The organism is Bradyrhizobium sp. CSA207, assembly GCF_029051685.1.
Lineage (GTDB): Bacteria > Pseudomonadota > Alphaproteobacteria > Rhizobiales > Xanthobacteraceae > Bradyrhizobium.
In genome coordinates this window covers 92,116-106,617 of the sequence record NZ_JAACFT010000004.1, presented here as the reverse complement: position 1 = coordinate 106,617, position 14,502 = coordinate 92,116, and the positions used below count along the sequence as shown (strand labels likewise).

The window sequence follows — 14,502 nt, the reverse complement described above, 5'->3', positions numbered from 1 at the left end:
TCATTCCAGGGGTGCAGTCCAGTCCAGCACCGTAATGCCTAGAATTCACGCCAGCATTTCGATTCGAGGAAGACTTCGGACCTTGAGCCTTTCGGCGTTGGCATCAGCCAAATCCCGCAACGCCTTCGGATTATCAATCAGCTGCCGTAACTTACTTTCCCATGCAACATTCCCACCAAAACGCGCGGTTACGTTTTCAGGCCACCCAGCGATGGTTTCTCGATACTCTGCGATCGCCGATCTGGCTTGATCATGCTCACCCAACCATATGGCAGCCATCACGACGTCCTCGAAAGGAAAAATAGGATATCTCGAGTCCGGGCGTCCAAGCGTCTGGTACATCTGAACGGCCGAGATCAAGTTACTTAGGCCCCATGGCCTATCGAGCGGCAGCAATGAGGCTGCCGTCAATCGCCTTGCCGCATCCTCGAAATGGGTTTCATGAAATTGAACCAAGATTCTTTCTTCGCTGCCAGATCTCGGCGATAGCAAGCGTTGCCCTAAGGTCAAGCTCACAACAGGAAAGTCACGGCAGAGACAGTGAAGGTGAGAGGTTGGAATATACGAAGTGCTACCAGAGCTTCTCTCCAAGCAAACCCCCTGAAAAAAAGGTCCTACGCGCCGCCCAAGCCACATTGGCTTATAAACGCCTAAGCTCTCAAAACAGGACCTCCAGTCTTCGGTAATCGAGCGTCTTAACTGTGCTGTCAACGTCATCATGGGCCAACTGGGATTGCACTATTCACGGGTGCATTGTTGAGAATGCGTTGCACGCGGGATACACTTAGACTCGGATTCAAGGTGAATTTATAGTCCCACGCAGTTCCCGTCGCTGCCTCGAATACGTCCAAGCGCACGCTTCCCGCTGTCCCGTAGTTGACTGCGCCACCATTGAGAAGCGAAACCTCGGTTTCCAAACCACGACTCCCGTACATGCTTTGATATCGATCAAGCAGGCGTGCAGCGTAATCGTGCTTCAATGTTCCTTGGAGCGGTCCGCTACCTGCGGCCGGCAGACCCTGCCTTGTGCCCCACGCCTCGGCTCTCGTCGCAATTTCTTGAACGAGTTGGCCATTACTTGGCGGTGCGGCACTCTTTGCGGCAAACGCACCTGGTGGGTATTACGGTGACAGTGCACTTAATTGAGCGGGTCCTGCGCTCGATGAGAATTAAGTGCCCTGCCCGTCAATTTAGTGCACTGTCACCGTAATTACGTAATTACCAAATCGGGAAGCCGCTCCGAATAGGAAGGGCTTGCATCCGGGCGATTGAGGATCGCGCCAAATCGGCCCTCGAGTACCCCCTTTTCTTAGAGGGTGAGTCGTGATTCAAGATCGGTACCCGAAGCAAGAGAAGTCGACCTTTCGCGGAAAGATCGCACCGTAATTCTAGTCGCCATCCTCGAAGAACGTGCACGCCCGGCCGTTGCCGCGCTGGGTGACGTGGTGGGGGTGGCCGGGGATGACGACACGAGCAAGACGAGCCATGCCCCATTACGCCCCGCGAAAGTGTCCGGCGTCAATTTAGTGCACTGTCACCGTAATACCGGGGCAAACAGTGCGATAGACGAGTGCCTGTCACAGGAATTACCTGTGTCTCACTTAGGGGGTGCATTCCATGGGCGTCACAGTAATACAGTAATAGCGAGAGCCGCTCAATTGGGGCGCATAAGGCTAAACTGTAACCGAAAGCCCGCGCTTTCTGTGGCGGCTCGCGCCTTCCCAAAGAAGAAGTCGGCCTTTTGGCTCAGCGGGAACTTCCCGACCAAGTTTATCACAATACCGCGCCCCTTGGCATCGGGCACCTTTTTAAACACCTCACCGCTTTCGATAAAGCGAAGATACGCGTTGAGCTTGTTCTGAAGAAGGACGAGATGGTCGCCTTCGTTTTCGTCCCACGGCAGATGATCGCTGATCGTGAGCCATAGCTCACCGGAAGCCTTGTCGATGGTCGCGACGTCAATCGTATCTGCCTGATCTACTGACATATTCAGGGCCCTCGAATAATTTGGACGGCTGTCGAATTACGGTGACAGTGCACTTAACTGCCCTTTCGCTGTGCGCCTTCTGACTCTGACGGCTTGGGCCCGCGCTTGCCCGGCTTCAGAACGCGCCCGGTTTGACGCTCGATGCGGGCGAGGAAGCGGTCGTCTCCGAGCGGACGGCCGATGCTCTCCGCGGCGCGCAATGCACTGAACAGATCCGCCTCCGGTTCGGTTGCCAGCAAACCGGCGAAGTCCGGAAAACGATCGCGGATCGGCGCCAGCGCGGTCAGGCCATCGTCCTTGCCGCGCAAATGCGCGCGCGTGCTCGACCACCGCCAATCCTGCGCCCGCCGCACCAGGCGCGCCCGCACCGGGTTGAGCGAGACGTAGCGCAGCGCCGCCGCAAGATGCCGTTCGTCCATGACGGCGGCACCGAACCGGCCCTGCCAGAAATGACCGGTGCGCTTGCGGCGCGCCTGGATGGCGCCGGCATAGCCGCGGTGCACGCGGGCCAGCGCCCGGCGCAGCCCGTCGGAATCGGACGGCACCAGGATGAGGTGAAGGTGGTTCGGCATCAGACACCACGCCCACACCTCGACGCCGGCGGCCTTGCAATTTTCAGCAAGCAGGTCGCGATACAGCGCGTAGTCGCTGTCCTCGAAGAACGTGCGCGCCCGGCCGTTGCCGCGCTGGGTGACATGGTGGGGATGGCCGGGGATGACGACACGAGCAAGACGAGCCATGCCGCATCATGCCCCGCGAAATGTCCGGCGTCAATTTAGTGCACTGTCACCGTATTTGCCCGCTGCACCAGGCGCGCCCGCACCGGGTTGAGCGAGACGTAGCGCAGCGCCGCCGCGAGATGTCGCTCGTCCATGACGGCGGCACCGAACCGGCCCTGCCAGAAATGACCGGTGCCCTTGCGGCGCGCCTGGATGGCGCCGGCATAGCCGCGGTGTACGCGGGCCAGCGCCCGGCGCAGCCCGTCGGAATCGGACGGCGCCAGGATGAGGTGAACGTGGTTCGGCATCAGACACCACGCCCACACCTCGACGCCGGCGGCCTTGCAATTCGCGGCAAGCAGGTCGCGATACAGCGCGTAGTCGCTGTCCTCGAAGAACGTGCGTGCCCGGCCGTTGCCGCGCTGGGTGACGTGGTTGGGGGTGGCCGGGGATGACGACACGAGCAAGACGAGCCATGCCGCATCATGCCCCGCGAAAGTGTCCGGCGTCAATTTAATGCACTGTCACCGTAATTACGTAATTACCGGGCGATTGATGATCGCGCCGAAAGCGCGGCGCCGAAATCGACGCCTGACCCCGACCTACAGCATCGAGAGCACGACGATGCCGTCTTCGAGCTCGCCCGAAGCCAGCCGTGTCCGCGCCACGCGCTCGAGCTCCGTCCGATATTTCTGAAGATAGCTGAAGGCCTGCTTCTGCGTCTGAAACGTGGTTGCAAGGCGGCACATCTGCCGGCCGGCGCCAAGCGCGAGAAAGAAGGTGATTGTGCCACCGCCGTCCGGCTTGACCCTAGGCACGACCCGCACTCTTTGGCATGTGATCGGCCCCTCGCCAGATTGTCGTCCGCGCTATCGAAGGCAACTATTGCGGCAGCTTCTTCTTGCGCTTCGTCGGGGTGGGTGCCGGCAACGATGCCTGAAGGGTTGCGTCGGCCGCTTCCTTGGCCTGGCGCAGCACTCGAAGCCGCGCCATGTTCTTGCGAATGTCGACGGCCTGCTTTTCGGCATCCGCCATGGCCCGCGCACCTTCTTCAGACGCCAAGCGCTGGCGATTGGAACGCGCGATGCCTTCGGGCGACGGTTCTGCCGATTTCCTGGCGCTCATCGTTCACCCTCCGTAACAAACAAAACCCGCTCAATCCGGGGAATGAGCGGGCAGCGTAGCCGTTTCAGTACATCCGTGAAACGGCACAGGGAACTCAAGCCAGCGAGAGATTCTCAGCGCTGACCTTGCCCCGCATCTTGTCGGTCTTGACTTCGAAGTTGACCTTCTGGCCCTCGGCGAGACCCGCAAGACCAGCCCGCTCGACCGCGCTGATGTGAACGAACACATCATTGCCGCCGTCGTTGGGCTGAATGAATCCAAAGCCCTTCTGGCCGTTAAACCACTTCACAGTACCTGTCGTCATTTTCTTCTCCAAAGCGCACATGCGCGCATTCCGCGTGACACTCACGCAGAACTCGATTCAATTCGTCGATGTCTATGGAAAAGGAGCCCGCGGGCGCATTCAACAAGGCACAGCGGCTGAACGAACGCCATCAAGGTATACCTCATCAGCGTCATTTGCAAGGCTTGCCCGGTTTTAATTGGGCCGAGACGTCGCCGGAACGCGCCCAGAAGGCCAGGAAGCAAGGCAAACGAGCCTTCGCAAAGCGTTTGCAAGCCGCAAAGCGCCGACAAGAGAACGCCCAGCTTCGACCGGGCGCTCAACGATCACCACTGGCGAGTTGCTCGCGAAAGAACTGCACGACGGTCGCATTGAACTCGTGGTGAAAAGCTGACGGGCAGCGTTGAGACGCCATGGCCTGCGGCGCCCCGGATCGGCCGGGCTCGCGGCATTTCGCAGCCGACCTTTGGATCTCGGCGGCGCTGCTGTAAAGAATTGCCCGGAAGCGATCGAGGTCAGCATGTCATTGTTGGGTCAAGCAGCCGTCGCAATGTGGTGGAACGTCCGCGCTGAGCAACGCGCGGAGTTCGGCGATTGGCATTCGCACGAGCATTTTCCGGAACGCATGAGCATTCCCGGCTTCCGGCGCGGCTCGCGGTGGACCAGCACCGATGGTGCTGATGGCTTCTTCGTGCTCTACGAGCTCGAGCAGTGCGACGTCCTCACGTCGAGTGGATATCTCGATCGGCTCAACGCGCCGACACCATGGTCGACCAAGATGATGCCGCATCACCTCGGCATGGTCCGCAGCCAGTGCCGAGTGGTGGCGAGCTTTGGCGGCGGCGTCGCGACAGCGCTTGCCACCATCCGGCTTTCGCCGGAGGCCGGACGGGAGACGGAGTTGCACACTCACCTCTCCGACACGCTGCGCGCGCTGGCACCGCAACCGGGACTGACAGGCGCCCACCTCCTCCTGACCGACACGCCGAGGACGAGTTCGCCCACGACCGAGCAGCAGATCCGCGGGCGGGACGGCGCCGCCGACTGGATCGTCCTTCTCTCCGGCTACGATGCCGAGGCGGTCGAGCGCGCGGTTGCCGGCCAGATTTCGCCGTCAGCGCTTCGCGTCGCGGGCGCGCGGGATGATCCGACGATCAACCACTATCGGCTTGCGTTCACGATGACGCCGCAGGATCTGCCGGCAGTTTAGCCGCCCCGTCGCGGAACGACCCTTTGGCCGCGCTCTCAACAAATTCCGGCAAGAAAATCGGCGATGTCGTGTCGGCCCGGCAATGTCTCGTTCGTCCTCGGGGCATGGATCGGCCACGGACATCGACGCCGCACCATCAATACATGAGGATGAAAGAACATGCCCAGCACTGTCCGCCTGCACCGCGTTTTGACGACCAGCCCGGAGAAAGTCTATCGCGCCTTCCTCGAGGCCGACGCGCTTGCGAAATGGCTTCCGCCCAATGGCTTTACTTGCACCGTGCATCATCTGGAGGCCAAGGTCGGCGGCACATTCAGAATGTCGTTCCGCAACTTCACCACGAGCAACAGCCACGCGTTCGGCGGCGAATATGTCGAGCTCGTCCCGGGCGAACGGCTGCGCTACACCGACAAATTCGAGGACCCCAATCTGCCGGGTGAAATCCAGGTGACCGTGACGCTGAAGAAAGTATCGGTCGGCACCGAGCTGGAGGTCACGCAGGCCGGCATACCGGACGTCATTCCGCCGGAAGCCTGCTATCTCGGCTGGCAGGAATCGCTGCGGAACCTGGCGCGGCTGGTCGAGCCCGAGATCAACCAATAGGCTCAGGACGGGGCGGCCGCGTACCGCGGGGCTACGCGCCCGCCCTCGACTCGAGCCCGCCGGCCGCGGTCCAGCGGTCCGGGTCCGGGCTGTGCCCGATCAAGGCGAGGCCGTAGGCGATCGACTCGAACTGGTCGCCGGACATCAATCGCTCGTTGCCGAACCGCTCGGCGAACAGCTTTCGGACGGCAGGCACGAACGAGGTCCCGCCGGTCAGGAACACCTTCTCCACCTCGCGCGCGGTGATGCCGGCTTCGCCCAGCACCTTGTCGACGGTGGCCCCTAACCGGGCGATATCGTCGGCAATCCAGGATTCGAAGCTCTTCCGTGTGATCGACGAACGAATGTCGACCCCGCCGCCTTTGAAATGGAAGTCCACCTCATCCCGGGCCGACAGCGCAACCTTGGCGTCGGACACTGCGCGGTACAGCGAAAAGCCGAGGTCGAAGTCGACGATGGTGATGAAGTCGTGAAGCAGGGCCGGCTTCAGTGCGGTGCGCGACAGCTCCCGCAGCTCGCGCAGGTCGCCGTTGCTCTTCATCAACGCGAGCTGATGCCAGCGCGCGAGATTGGTGTAGTGGCTGTTGGGAAGCGGCAGCACCTTGTCGAACGAGCGGAAGCTGGAGCCCTTACCGAGCCGCGGCGAGACCACGTGGTCGACAATGCGGTAATCGAACGTGTCGCCGGCGATGCCGATGCCGGCATGGCCGAGCGGCTCGGCGCGCAAGCTGCCGCCCGCGCGCGAGAAACGCATCACGGAGAAATCGCTGGTGCCGCCGCCGAAATCGGCAACCAGGACGGTGGCATCGCGTTCCAGCCGGCGGGCGAAGGAGAACGCGGCTCCCACAGGCTCGTAGACATAGCGCGCGTGGCCGGCGCCGAGGCCTTCGAACGCGGCGCGATAGCGCTGCATCGCCAGCGCCTCGTCCGGATTGCCGCCGGCAAAGCGCACAGGGCGACCGACCGTGATGTTCGACGCCTCGAAGCCGAACCTGTCGCCGCCATGGCGCGTCAGCGTGCGCAGGAACGCCGCGAGAAGATCCTCGAAGCTGTAGCGCTGCCGGAACACCTGGGTGGAATTGAAGCTGGCACTTCCAGCGAAGGTCTTGAACGACTGCAGGAAGCGGTTGACGTGGCGTCCTTCGAGAAACTGCTCGATCGCCCACGGGCCGCCTTCAGCCTGGGCTCCGGCTCCCGGGCGGTCCTCCCAAAAGCACAGCGCCGACACGTAGACGCTGTGCCGCTGTCCCCCATGATCGAAGCGGACGGCCTCGACCCGGCGATCGTCCGCCGCGAGCGCGACGACCGTATTGCTGGTCCCAAAATCGATGCCGATCGAGACGGCGGGCGAGGCGCTCGACATGAACCACTCTGACGGATGATTGGAAAAAGGGGGCAGACCACTAGCGGCTTTGTGTAGCCCTGCCAATACCCGGTCCATTGCAGCGCGGTAGGAATTGGCACCCAAAGTCGCGCCGGTCCGCTTCCCAGCGGGACAACGCACCTCCCGCCTTTACGTCATTCTGCGACGGGAGAGGGCATTTTAGCCGTCAGCACCTCGGTTCGGCGGCAACCTTAAGCCCGGACGGCGCCGTTAACGCATCATTATGCTGCAATGCGGCGAGTTAAATGCTGCTATGCAATAGCGGGCATGGACATTGGCATCTGGTATACATAGATTACCCCTCGAAATGAGACAGGAATACTGACCGTCTCAAGAAAGGGAATCCCGATGTCCAAGACCGCTTCCGTCGCTCTCGCCCCCTCCACCTCGCTGTTCGCGCGTTTCATGGCCGCCGTGGACCGCTTCCTGATGGCGAGCGCCGAGATCTCGAATCATAACGGCGACCAGCCCCGCTTCGGCCTGTAACCAGCGCTTCCTGAGCCGCAAGCGCGCCGAGCCGCCGCGGTCTCAGAATCGTCCACATACGACTTTTGATGAATGGCCCCGCACGACGGGGCCATTTCTATTTGCGTTGTCCCGAGTCACAGCCGCAACCGGAGAGGACCTGCGGCATTTGCGCACGGTGACCGGACCAGCGCTTGAACCTTGGCATAATGAATACAAGAATGCCGCTCCAGCGCTCGCAGAAAAATTAGAGGCGCCACGGGAGGCTTTATGACGGACATGGTGCAGGCAACGGTCCCTACCGCCGCGCGCGTCAGCGACACTTATCGCTGGACGCAACTGGCGGTCGGTGTGGCGGCGATGGTGATGATCGCCAACTATCAGTACGGCTGGACGTTCTTCGTCCCCGACATCCAGAAGAAGTTTGGCTGGGATCGCGCCTCGATCCAGTGGGCCTTTACCTTGTTCGTGCTGTTCGAGACCTGGCTCGTGCCGGTCGAAGGATGGTTCGTCGACAAGTATGGTCCACGCATCGTCGTTCTCGTCGGCGGCCTACTCTGCGGCATCGGCTGGGCCATCAACGCCCAGGCGACTTCGCTCAACGGCTACTATCTCGGCATGATCATCGCGGGCATCGGCGCAGGTGGCGTCTACGGCACCTGCGTCGGCAACGCGCTGAAATGGTTTCCTGACAAGCGCGGCCTGGCTGCCGGCATCACGGCCGCCGGCTTCGGCGCCGGCTCGGCACTGACGGTCGCGCCGATCCAGGCGATGATCAAGGACTCCGGCTTCCAGAACACCTTCCTCTATTTCGGTCTCGGGCAGGGCATCATCATTGTGATCCTCGCCTTCTTCTTGTTCGCGCCAAAGACCGGACAAGTCCCTGCAGTGACGCAGAACGCCAACGTGATCCAAAGCCGGCGCAACTATCAGCCGACGGAGGTGATCCGTCAGCCGATCTTCTGGCTGATGTATTTCATGTTCGTGATCGTCGGCGCCGGCGGATTGATGGTGACCGCCAACCTCAAGCCGATCGCCGTCGACTGGAAGGTCGACAGCATTCCGGTGACGCTGATCGGCATGACCATGACGGCGGTGACATTCGCGGCGACGATCGACCGCGTGCTCAACGGCCTGACGCGCCCGTTCTTCGGCTGGATCTCCGACATGATCGGCCGCGAGAACACGATGTTCATCGCCTTCGGCATGGAAGGCATCGGCATCTGGATGCTCTATCTCTGGGGCCACGACCCGATCTGGTTCGTGCTGCTGTCGGGATTCGTGTTCTTCGCCTGGGGCGAGATCTACTCGTTGTTCCCCTCGACCTGCACCGACACGTTCGGCCCGAAGTTCGCGACCACCAATGCGGGCCTGCTCTACACCGCAAAGGGCACCGCCGCGCTGCTCGTTCCGGTCGCAAACCTGATGCAGCAGGGCTCGGGTCATTGGGACAACGTGTTCATGATCGCGGCCGGCGCCAACATCCTGGCTTCACTGCTCGCGATCGCGGTGCTGAAACCCTGGCGCAAAATCGTGGTCGCCAAAGCGATTGCCTGACGCGCCTCACCAGCGCTATCTCGCGCAAGACGCCCGGCCTCGCGGCCGGGCGTTTTCGTTTGCGCGAAGCTCGCTCGATTCCTTTTAACCCGAACGGAACCGAGCATTTTCCCTGCATTGAACCCGGAGATAGGGCTTGCATTCTGGAATATGGTATACCAAGCTCCCCGCTGCGCCTGCGACGATAAGCCACAAGATTTGCGACACTAGGTCATCTTGCCGACGTGTTGCGACCAGACGGGCGCCATGGGAGGTTGTTGATGATTTCCAGCACGGACGGCGCCGTGACCGCTGCGCCCCTTCGAACCGGTTTCCGCTGGCTCCAACTCGGCATGGGCATCGTCTGCATGGCGATGATTGCCAACCTGCAATATGGCTGGACGCTGTTCGTCGATCCGATCGATGCGGTTCACCATTGGGGCCGCGCCGCGATCCAGCTCGCCTTCACCATCTTCGTCGTCACCGAGACCTGGCTCGTTCCGATCGAAGCCTGGTTCGTCGACAAATATGGCCCGCGCATCGTCATCATGTTCGGCGGCGTCATGATCGCGCTGTCCTGGATCCTCAACTCCTACGCTGACTCGCTCACCCTGCTCTATGCGGCAGCGATCGTCGGCGGCATGGGCGCAGGCGCCGTGTACGGCACCTGCGTCGGCAATGCGCTGAAATGGTTTCCCGATCGCCGCGGCCTCGCCGCCGGCGCGACTGCCGCAGGCTTTGGCGCAGGCGCCGCAATCACCGTGGTGCCGATCGCGACCATGATCGCATCGAGCGGCTACCAGGGCGCGTTCTTCACCTTCGGTATCGGCCAGGGCCTGATCGTCTTCGTGCTCGCCTTCTTCATCCAGCCGCCGCGGCTCGCGATCCCGCCCAAGAAGAAGCAGCTCAACCTGCCGCAGACCAAGATCGACTTCACCCCGCCGCAGGTGCTGCGGAGCCCTATTTTCTGGGTGATGTACCTCGTCTTCGTCATGGTCGCTTCCGGCGGCCTGATGACGGCGGCGCAGATCGCGCCGATCGCGCGCGATTTCAAGATCGCCGACACGCCGGTCACGCTGGCCGGCTTTCAGATGGCGGCGCTGACCTTTGCGATCTCGCTCGACCGCATCTTCGACGGCTTCGGCCGGCCGTTCTTCGGCTGGGTCTCCGACACGATCGGCCGCGAGCACACCATGTTCATCGCCTTCGGCACGGCCGCGCTGATGCTGCTGGCGCTATCGACCTACGGTCACGTTCCGATCGTTTTCGTGCTCGCGACCGCAATTTACTTCGGCGTGTTCGGCGAGATCTACTCGCTGTTCCCCGCGACCTGCGGCGACACCTTCGGCTCGAAATACGCGACCACCAACAACGGCATGCTCTACACTGCGAAGGGTACCGCTTCGCTCCTGGTCCCGCTGGCGAGCGTGATCTCGGCCGCCTACGGCTGGAAAGCCGTGTTCGTTGTGGCGGTCGCGCTGAACGCGACGGCAGCGCTGATGGCGCTGTTCGTCATCAAGCCGCTGCGCCGCTCTTTCATCCTCGGCAAGGAAGCCGAAAGCGCCAGCCCTGCGACCGGCAACGCCAAGACCGAGACGGCGTAGCGACCACAGGCCTTTGCACAGTTGAAAAAGGGGCGCAGCAATGCGCCCCTTTTGTTTTGGGACCCGCGATAAACGTCAGTATTCCTGCCGGAAGAATTTTTCGGATCAACCAAATCCAACGCTTGACGATTGGCATTATGTATACCACACTTCCTCGCATCATTCACCCAGGGAGGTTGCAATGCTGGTCGGAGACATTCTGCGCAAGAAGACGCCGCGCGTTGTCACGGTGCGAATGAACGAAACAGTGGGTATCGCCGCCAAGCTGATGCGCGCCAACAACATCAGCGCGCTGGTGGTCAAGGACGTGGTCCGCTCGGAAGGAAACACCGCCGTCGGCATGTTCACCGAGCGCGACGTGGTGCGCGCCGTCGCCGAGCACGGCGCGGGCGCCGTCAACGTCAAGGTCTCGCAGCTCGTCTCGGTACAGCAGCTCGTCTCCTGCACCTCGAGCGACACGATCGAGCACGTCCGGCACTTGATGAACCGGAATCACATCCGCCATCTGCCGGTGATCGACGATTACAGCCTCGTCTCCGTCATCAGCATGCGCGACATCGCCGCTGCCATGGACGAAGCGATCAACGGCACGCCGCAAGCAGCAGCCTGAAGGCGTCGTCGCCCTTCCTGAACTGCAGCCATGGAAAAAGGCGCGCCCCCTCTCCCGCTTGCGGGAGAGGGTTGGGGAGAGGGTGTCTCCGCCAGGGAGACTCCCCAAGAGGATAGAGCCCTCACCCGCCGCGCTCTTCGAGCGCGTCGACCTCTCCCGCAAGCGGGAGAGGTACAGAGAGCCTGTGGCGTGAACGATCGAATAAACGACCAATTTTGGTCCCGCGAGGATTTCATGAAGATCTGCATCTACGGCGCCGGCGCGATCGGCGGATATCTCGGAGTTCAGCTCGCACGCGCGGGCGCCGATGTCAGCCTGATCGCACGCGGTGCGCACCTTGCCGCGATGCGCGGGCGCGGCCTGACGCTGCTTGCGGGCGAGGAGACGCACACCGTCTATCCGCGCTGCACCGACGATGCCGCCGAGCTCGGCGTGCAGGACTACGTCATCATCACGCTGAAGGCGCATTCGATCACCGGCGTGATCGAGAAGATACAGCCGCTGCTCGGGCCCCACACCCGCATCGTAACCGCGGTCAACGGCATCCCCTATTGGTACTTCTACAAGCACGGCGGCCCATACGAGAACACCACGCTGGAGAGCATCGATCCCGGCGGGCGGCAGTGGCGCGAGCTTGGCGCCGAACGCGCCATCGGCTGCATCGTCTATCCCGCGACCGAGATCGAGGCACCCGGCGTGATCCGTCACGTCTACGGCAACAATTTCCCGCTCGGCGAGCCCTCTGGCGAGATCACGCCGGATGTGCAGCGCCTCGCCGATCTTTTCGTCGCCGCCGGCATGAAAGCGCCTGTGCTCGACCGTATCCGCGACGAGATCTGGCTAAAACTGTGGGGCAATGTCTGCTTCAACCCGATCAGCGCGCTGACCCATGCGACCCTCGACGTGATCTGCACCGATCCTGCGACGCGGGCGCTGTCGCGGGCGATCATGGTGGAGACGCAAGGCATCGCCGAGGCCTTTGGCGTCAAATTCCGCGTCGATGTCGAGCGCCGCATCGAAGGCGCCCGCAAGGTCGGCGCGCACAAGACCTCGATGCTTCAGGATCTCGAGCGAGGCCGCCCGATGGAGATCGATCCGCTCGTCACCGTCGTGCAGGAGATGGGCCGCATGACCGGGATCGCCACGCCCGCGCTGGACTCGGTGCTGGCGATGGTGACCCAGCGCGCCCGCATCGCCGGGCTCTATGACGGCGTCTCGGCGCCGGCCGATCCGCGCGCATTGGCGGTGGCATGATGGCTGGCGAAGTGACCAAATGGCTGCGCTTCCGCCACGGCGCAACCGGCTTCGGCACGCTGACGCCATCCGGCATCAGCGTGCATGAGGGCGAGATGTTTGGCCTGAACAAGGCGAGCGGCAAGACGCTGGCGCTGGCCGAGGTCGAGCTGCTGGCACCCTGCGCGCCCAGCAAGATCGTCGCGCTCTGGAACAATTTTCACGCGCTCGCCACAAAGCTCAACCAGCCCGAGCCGCCCGAGCCGCTCTATCTGCTGAAGGCTACCACCAGCATCGCAGCGCCCGGCGCCGTGATCCGCCGCCCCACCTCCTACGATGGCAAGACCACCTATGAGGGCGAGCTCGGCATCGTCATCGGCAGGACCTGCGCCCGCGTTTCTCCCGCCGAGGCCCGCGCCTTCATCTTCGGCTACACCTGCGTCAACGACATCACCGCCAACGACATCCTCACCCGCGATCCCACCTTCGCCCAATGGGCGCGCGCCAAGGGCATCGACGATTACGGCCCGTTCGGTCCGGTGATCGCGACCGGCCTCGATCCCGCCAAGCTCACTGTCCGCACCATTCTCAACGGCGTGGAGCGGCAGAACTATCCGATCGCGGATATGATTTTCAGCGCCGAGGAACTGGTCAGTAAGATCTCGCACGACATGACGCTGCTCCCCGGCGACCTCATCGCCGTCGGCACCTCGGTCGGTGTCGGCGTGATGAAGGAGCCGGTCAATATTGTGACGGTCGCGGTCGACGGCATCGGCGAGCTGACCAACGAATTTCGGATTGGCTGACACCCGCACCGGGTTTCGAACCGCGATCCATCTCGGTGCGACCAACTACGGATGCGCTTCGTCCTTGGTCTCCTCTCCGCTCTGCTCGGAATGCTCGCCGGCTGGTCCGCGCTTGCAGCGCTGGTGATCATGCTGGCCGGGCCGGACCGCGATGGCGGGATCGCCATGGGTGCATTCTTCGACGTCGGCCCGATAGGCGGCGTGGTCGGCCTCATCGCAGGCATCTGGCTGTTCACGCGCATTGGCTTCGCTCGAAACAGTGCGGCTCCGTCCGTTGCGGACACATCCAGCGCCGCAGTTCGCACCGAGACGCGGCTGTCTTTCCCCTTTGCCGTCACGGTTATGCTTATCACAGCAGGCCTGGCCTGGTGGGCGTGGTACGAATTGATCCGCTCGCCTTATCTCAGCCACGGCTTCATGACCCTCGAGCTTGAGTTCCGGCTACCCGCCGGAATGACCCTGCCGGATAACAAGGACGACGTGCGGATCGAGGTCGAGGAAGCGCGGGGATATGCGATGGCATCGCCGGCCGCGAACTGGCGCGCTCATGATGGTGACCGTCCGGCGATCATTGGCTCCGCGTCGTTGACGTACAAGACGCGCCACCGCCTCGTCAGGCTCACGCTCCCGGGCATTCCAACGCAAACCTGGCCGATTGATCTTTCCTCCGATCCGGATCCCACGCCCGGCTATTCGCCCTGGTACGTTGCCAGCGAAGCATCGCCCACAAAGATCGAGATGCATTTCCGCCTGAGCGCCGATCGCTGACGAGCGCGCGGCGCGGCGCCGAAACACCTGGACGCACATCACATCTGCCGCACGCCCGACAGATGCCGCCAACATGTCCCGCGTCTGCCGCACTGTAGACGCATTCCGACGCGCATCTGTGGGGCGTGTCTGGGGGCACGGCACTGCCGTGTTTGGACCAAACCTTCAG

Annotated in this window: 17 protein-coding genes; 9 read left to right on the top strand and 8 right to left on the bottom strand. The window is 62.5% G+C overall.

The features are described 5' to 3' along the window. Positions 1 to 45 precede the first annotated feature (45 nt). From GWG65_RS05465 to GWG65_RS05435, 7 genes are all read right to left on the bottom strand, one after another. The gene (locus GWG65_RS05465) at positions 46 to 456 is read right to left on the bottom strand and encodes a hypothetical protein (protein WP_275194384.1); all 411 of its coding nucleotides are present in this window, start codon (positions 454 to 456) and stop codon (positions 46 to 48) included. Positions 457 to 1,654: 1,198 nt separating this feature from the next. After that, positions 1,655 to 1,987, bottom strand: a complete 333-nt coding sequence (locus tag GWG65_RS05460; RefSeq protein ID WP_275194383.1) for a DUF6572 domain-containing protein — start codon at positions 1,985 to 1,987, stop codon at positions 1,655 to 1,657. A gap of 53 nt (positions 1,988 to 2,040) precedes the next feature. After that, positions 2,041 to 2,727 carry a transposase gene (locus GWG65_RS05455; RefSeq protein ID WP_275194382.1) on the bottom strand — a complete coding sequence of 229 codons (687 nt, stop codon included), beginning with the start codon at positions 2,725 to 2,727 and terminating at the stop codon, positions 2,041 to 2,043. A 35-nt stretch (positions 2,728 to 2,762) separates the two neighbouring features. Continuing rightward, complete coding sequence (locus tag GWG65_RS05450) at positions 2,763 to 3,167, bottom strand: transposase (protein ID WP_275194381.1); 405 nt, start codon at positions 3,165 to 3,167, stop codon at positions 2,763 to 2,765. Between the two features lie 141 nt (positions 3,168 to 3,308). Further along, the gene (locus tag GWG65_RS05445) at positions 3,309 to 3,533 is read right to left on the bottom strand and encodes a hypothetical protein (protein ID WP_275194380.1); all 225 of its coding nucleotides are present in this window, start codon (positions 3,531 to 3,533) and stop codon (positions 3,309 to 3,311) included. 55 nt (positions 3,534 to 3,588) lie between these two features. Beyond that, complete coding sequence (locus GWG65_RS05440) at positions 3,589 to 3,831, bottom strand: transcriptional regulator (protein WP_275194379.1); 243 nt, start codon at positions 3,829 to 3,831, stop codon at positions 3,589 to 3,591. A 94-nt stretch (positions 3,832 to 3,925) separates the two neighbouring features. Then, positions 3,926 to 4,135, bottom strand: coding sequence for a cold-shock protein (locus GWG65_RS05435; RefSeq protein WP_247990441.1), 210 nt, complete (start codon positions 4,133 to 4,135; stop codon positions 3,926 to 3,928). 499 nt (positions 4,136 to 4,634) lie between these two features. Between GWG65_RS05435 and GWG65_RS05430 the strand changes: the two genes are divergently transcribed. Together GWG65_RS05430 and GWG65_RS05425 are read left to right on the top strand one after the other, a co-directional pair. Next, entirely contained in the window at positions 4,635 to 5,324 is a 690-nt protein-coding gene (locus tag GWG65_RS05430) for a hypothetical protein (RefSeq protein ID WP_275194378.1), read from the top strand. A 159-nt stretch (positions 5,325 to 5,483) separates the two neighbouring features. Next, positions 5,484 to 5,927: an SRPBCC family protein gene (locus GWG65_RS05425; protein ID WP_275194377.1), complete on the top strand. Its 444-nt coding sequence runs from the start codon at positions 5,484 to 5,486 to the stop codon at positions 5,925 to 5,927. A gap of 31 nt (positions 5,928 to 5,958) precedes the next feature. On the opposite strand, the gene GWG65_RS05420 is transcribed toward GWG65_RS05425, so the two are convergent. Further along, complete coding sequence (locus GWG65_RS05420) at positions 5,959 to 7,290, bottom strand: Hsp70 family protein (protein ID WP_275194376.1); 1,332 nt, start codon at positions 7,288 to 7,290, stop codon at positions 5,959 to 5,961. A 369-nt stretch (positions 7,291 to 7,659) separates the two neighbouring features. Here GWG65_RS05420 and GWG65_RS05415 point away from each other — a divergent pair, with 369 nt between their 5' ends. The 7 genes from GWG65_RS05415 to GWG65_RS05385 all read left to right on the top strand — a co-directional run bounded on the left by GWG65_RS05415 (position 7,660) and on the right by GWG65_RS05385 (position 14,333). Beyond that, positions 7,660 to 7,797 (top strand): hypothetical protein, encoded by a 138-nt coding sequence (locus GWG65_RS05415; protein WP_275194375.1) that lies wholly within the window; start codon positions 7,660 to 7,662, stop codon positions 7,795 to 7,797. A 249-nt stretch (positions 7,798 to 8,046) separates the two neighbouring features. Then, entirely contained in the window at positions 8,047 to 9,333 is a 1,287-nt protein-coding gene (oxlT, locus tag GWG65_RS05410; RefSeq protein ID WP_275194374.1) for an oxalate/formate MFS antiporter, read from the top strand. 260 nt (positions 9,334 to 9,593) lie between these two features. Beyond that, positions 9,594 to 10,916, top strand: a complete 1,323-nt coding sequence (gene oxlT / locus GWG65_RS05405; protein WP_275194373.1) for an oxalate/formate MFS antiporter — start codon at positions 9,594 to 9,596, stop codon at positions 10,914 to 10,916. A 181-nt stretch (positions 10,917 to 11,097) separates the two neighbouring features. After that, positions 11,098 to 11,526 carry a CBS domain-containing protein gene (locus GWG65_RS05400; RefSeq protein WP_247382830.1) on the top strand — a complete coding sequence of 143 codons (429 nt, stop codon included), beginning with the start codon at positions 11,098 to 11,100 and terminating at the stop codon, positions 11,524 to 11,526. Positions 11,527 to 11,760: 234 nt separating this feature from the next. After that, positions 11,761 to 12,780 (top strand): 2-dehydropantoate 2-reductase, encoded by a 1,020-nt coding sequence (locus tag GWG65_RS05395; protein ID WP_275194372.1) that lies wholly within the window; start codon positions 11,761 to 11,763, stop codon positions 12,778 to 12,780. Continuing rightward, complete coding sequence (locus tag GWG65_RS05390) at positions 12,777 to 13,565, top strand: fumarylacetoacetate hydrolase family protein (protein WP_275194371.1); 789 nt, start codon at positions 12,777 to 12,779, stop codon at positions 13,563 to 13,565. Before GWG65_RS05395 ends, GWG65_RS05390 begins: the two co-directional genes overlap by 4 nt. A 90-nt stretch (positions 13,566 to 13,655) precedes the next feature. Further along, on the top strand, positions 13,656 to 14,333 hold the full coding sequence (locus tag GWG65_RS05385; RefSeq protein WP_275194370.1) for a hypothetical protein: 678 nt from the start codon (positions 13,656 to 13,658) through the stop codon (positions 14,331 to 14,333). Positions 14,334 to 14,502: the final 169 nt, after the last annotated feature.

What these genes read in the sequence shown, in the direction of transcription:
- oxlT (WP_275194374.1), top strand. Translation starts at nt 8,047, where the DNA reads ATGACGGACATGGTGCAGGCAACGGTCCCTACCGCCGCGCGCGTCAGC.
- GWG65_RS05420 (WP_275194376.1), bottom strand. Translation starts at nt 7,290, where the DNA reads ATGTCGAGCGCCTCGCCCGCCGTCTCGATCGGCATCGATTTTGGGACC.
- oxlT (WP_275194373.1), top strand. Translation starts at nt 9,594, where the DNA reads ATGATTTCCAGCACGGACGGCGCCGTGACCGCTGCGCCCCTTCGAACC.
- GWG65_RS05440 (WP_275194379.1), bottom strand. Translation starts at nt 3,831, where the DNA reads ATGAGCGCCAGGAAATCGGCAGAACCGTCGCCCGAAGGCATCGCGCGT.
- GWG65_RS05395 (WP_275194372.1), top strand. Translation starts at nt 11,761, where the DNA reads ATGAAGATCTGCATCTACGGCGCCGGCGCGATCGGCGGATATCTCGGA.
- GWG65_RS05390 (WP_275194371.1), top strand. Translation starts at nt 12,777, where the DNA reads ATGATGGCTGGCGAAGTGACCAAATGGCTGCGCTTCCGCCACGGCGCA.
- GWG65_RS05435 (WP_247990441.1), bottom strand. Translation starts at nt 4,135, where the DNA reads ATGACGACAGGTACTGTGAAGTGGTTTAACGGCCAGAAGGGCTTTGGA.
- GWG65_RS05425 (WP_275194377.1), top strand. Translation starts at nt 5,484, where the DNA reads ATGCCCAGCACTGTCCGCCTGCACCGCGTTTTGACGACCAGCCCGGAG.
- GWG65_RS05400 (WP_247382830.1), top strand. Translation starts at nt 11,098, where the DNA reads ATGCTGGTCGGAGACATTCTGCGCAAGAAGACGCCGCGCGTTGTCACG.
- GWG65_RS05460 (WP_275194383.1), bottom strand. Translation starts at nt 1,987, where the DNA reads ATGTCAGTAGATCAGGCAGATACGATTGACGTCGCGACCATCGACAAG.
- GWG65_RS05385 (WP_275194370.1), top strand. Translation starts at nt 13,656, where the DNA reads ATGCTCGCCGGCTGGTCCGCGCTTGCAGCGCTGGTGATCATGCTGGCC.
- GWG65_RS05455 (WP_275194382.1), bottom strand. Translation starts at nt 2,727, where the DNA reads ATGGCTCGTCTTGCTCGTGTCGTCATCCCCGGCCATCCCCACCATGTC.
- GWG65_RS05415 (WP_275194375.1), top strand. Translation starts at nt 7,660, where the DNA reads ATGTCCAAGACCGCTTCCGTCGCTCTCGCCCCCTCCACCTCGCTGTTC.
- GWG65_RS05430 (WP_275194378.1), top strand. Translation starts at nt 4,635, where the DNA reads ATGTCATTGTTGGGTCAAGCAGCCGTCGCAATGTGGTGGAACGTCCGC.